Source organism: Kocuria sp. NPDC057446, from assembly GCF_042802875.1.
Classification (GTDB): domain Bacteria; phylum Actinomycetota; class Actinomycetes; order Actinomycetales; family Micrococcaceae; genus Kocuria.
The window spans coordinates 1-2661 of sequence record NZ_JBHVDI010000258.1 but is presented as its reverse complement, the minus strand read 5'-3'; the positions used below and the strand labels follow the sequence as shown (position 1 = coordinate 2661).

Sequence of the window (2661 nt, the reverse complement as noted above, 5' to 3'; positions counted from 1 at the left end):
GCCCCCCGTGGGTGACCGGGCCGTCCCGCGCCGCGGGCAGGTCTCAGCGGCTGCGCTGCTTGAGCCGCTGCAGGTCCAGGATCACCACGGCGCGGGCCTCGAGCCGGATCCAGCCGCGCTGGACGAACTCGGCCAGCGCCTTGTTCACCGTCTCGCGGGAGGCGCCGACGAGCTGCGCCAGCTCCTCCTGGGTCAGCTCGTGCGCCACGAGGATGCCGTCGGTGGCGGGGCGGCCGAAGCGGTCGGCCAGGTCCAGCAGCGCCTTGGCCACGCGGCCGGGCACGTCGGAGAAGACCAGGTCGGCGAGGCTCTCGTTGGTGCGCCGCAGCCGGCGGGCCAGGGCCTGCAGCAGCTGCGCGGAGACGTCGGGGGAGCGCTCGATGACCTTCTTGAGGTTGTCGTGCTTGAGCCCGGCCAGGCGCGTCTCGGACACGGCGGTCGCGGACGTGGAGCGGGGGCTCGGGTCGAACAGGGCCATCTCGCCGAACAGCTCGCCCGGGCCCATGATCGCCACGAGGCTCTCGCGGCCGTCGGGGGCGGTGCGGCCGAGCTTGATCTTGCCCGAGACGATGAAGTAGAGCTGGTCGCCCGGATCGCCCTCGTGGAAGAGCGTGGACCCGCGCGAGAGGTCGACCTCGGTCAGCTCCTCGGTGAGGGCGGCGAAGGCCTGGTCGTCCAGGGACGCGAACAGGGGAGCGCGGCGGAGGACGTCGATATCCATGGTTCTCCTCAAGTGGGCCGCCGCCGGGCCGTGGCCCGCGGCGGCCGATGTCAGCGGGAGTCGCCCGCACCTGTGTGTGAGCGACCTAACGTACCTGACGTTCACTGTAGTGTCTCCTGCCCGCGAATCCCAAGGAGGGGCGCGGCGGGCCGGGGGGCCGCGGCGGGCCCGCTCCACGGATCTCCCAGCCGCGCTCCCTATGCTGGTGGCTCGCTCCCCGGCCCCGGCCCCGAAGACCCCGCAGAGGAAACCGATGTCCCCGTCCTTCAACCTGCTCGACGTCCTGCTGGCCGTGGTGCTGCTGGGCTACCTCTTCTACGGGTTCAGCCGCGGCTTCTTCAACTCCCTGTTCTCCCTGGCCGGCCTCGTGCTCGGCGGGGTGGCGGCGTTCTCGGCGGCGCCCTGGGTGAGCGCGCAGGTGGACGCCCAGTACCGGGTGGGCGCGGTGCTCGCCACGGTCCTGGTCCTGCTGGTGGCCGGTCAGATGCTGGGGGGGCTGCTGGGCCGGGCCCTGTCCGCCGTGACCGAGCGGATGCGCCTGGGCGCGCTCAACCGGATCGCCGGGGCGGCCCTCGACGTCGCCGTCGCCGCGCTCGTGCTCTCGCTGCTCGGCTCGCTCGTCGGCCAGCTCGGCGTCCCGGCCCTGTCCCAGCAGGTGGCGTCCTCGACCGTGCTGCGCACGATCGACGAGCACACCCCGGGACCCGTGCGCGCGGCCGTGACCGAGGCCCGGGACGCCGTGGGCGGGGCCACCGGGATCCGGCAGCTCGACGAGCTGCTCTTCCCCGCCGAGGAGGCCCCGGACGAGAGCACGAGCACGCCCGCGCTGCAGGAGGCCGGGCGCTCCGTGGTGCAGGTCTACGGCATGGCGGTGGAGTGCCGGCAGAACCAGACGGGCTCGGGCTTCGTGACCGCAGCCGGTCAGGTGGTGACCAACGCCCACGTGGTGGCCGGGGTGGACGAGCCGGTGGTGCAGACGCGGGACGGCCAGGTGCACCCCGCAGCCGTCGTGCACTACGACCCGGCCACCGACCTCGCCGTCCTCTCCGCGCCGTCCCTGCCGCTGGGCGCACTGACGCTCGGGCAGGACCCCGCGCCCGGGGACTCGGTCGCCTTCATGGGCTATCCGCTGGGCGGGCCCTTCGCCGCGGGGCCCGCCACCGTGCAGGGCACGGCGCTCGCACCCGTGCAGGGCACCGGCGGGACCATGGAGATCATCCAGCTGGCCGGCCAGGTGCAGCAGGGCAACTCGGGCGGCCCGCTCGTGGCGCAGGACGGCTCCGTCGTCGGCGTCGTCTTCGCGAAGGCCCTCGAGGGGCAGGTGGGCTACGCCCTCACCCTGGACGAGCTGCGCGGGGCGCTGGACGCCGCCGCGGGCCGCACCCGGGCCGTGGACTCCGGGCGCTGCGCGGCCTGAGCCGTCAGCCCGCCAGGGTCCGCAGCAGGTGCTGGAGGGCCATCTCGTAGCCGAAGGCCCCGGCCCCGGCGATGACCACGTCCGCCTGCAGCGACACGTAGGACGTGTGCCGGAACGCCTCGCGCCGGTGCACGTTGGACAGGTGCACCTCGACCACGGGCAGCTCCGCGGCCTCGAGCGCGTCGTGGATCGCGATCGAGTAGTGGGTGAAGGCCGCGGGATTGATGATGATCGCGGAGCCCCCGGTGCGGGCCTCCTGGATCCGGTCCACCAGCACGCCCTCGTGGTTCGACTGGTGGAACTCGACGTCCCAGCCGCCCGCGGCGGCCCGGGCGCGGACCGCCGCCTCGATGTCCGCGAGCGTCGTGGTGCCGTACACCTCCGGGCGCCGGACGCCGAGCAGGTTGAGGTTGGGGCCGTTGAGGACGTAGATCGGTCTGCGCGTGGTGGTCATGCCCGCATCCTCTCACCCCGGCCGGGCCCGGGTCCGGGCGCCGCAGCGCCCCCTCGCACGGCAGGAGCG

3 protein-coding genes are annotated in these 2661 nt (G+C 74.1%); 1 reads left to right on the top strand and 2 read right to left on the bottom strand.

Annotated elements, in window-relative coordinates; all coding sequences use genetic code 11:
- Positions 1-43 precede the first annotated feature (43 nt).
- Positions 44-721, bottom strand: coding sequence for a Crp/Fnr family transcriptional regulator (locus ACFU0Y_RS17835; RefSeq protein WP_380216253.1), 678 nt, complete (start codon positions 719-721; stop codon positions 44-46).
- A gap of 253 nt (positions 722-974) precedes the next feature.
- Here ACFU0Y_RS17835 and ACFU0Y_RS17830 point away from each other — a divergent pair, with 253 nt between their 5' ends.
- Positions 975-2138 carry a MarP family serine protease gene (locus tag ACFU0Y_RS17830; protein WP_380216251.1) on the top strand — a complete coding sequence of 388 codons (1164 nt, stop codon included), beginning with the start codon at positions 975-977 and terminating at the stop codon, positions 2136-2138.
- A gap of 4 nt (positions 2139-2142) precedes the next feature.
- On the opposite strand, the gene aroQ is transcribed toward ACFU0Y_RS17830, so the two are convergent.
- A complete protein-coding gene (gene aroQ, locus ACFU0Y_RS17825) occupies positions 2143-2592 on the bottom strand; it encodes a type II 3-dehydroquinate dehydratase (RefSeq protein WP_380216249.1) in 450 nt (149 codons plus the stop codon).
- Positions 2593-2661: the final 69 nt, after the last annotated feature.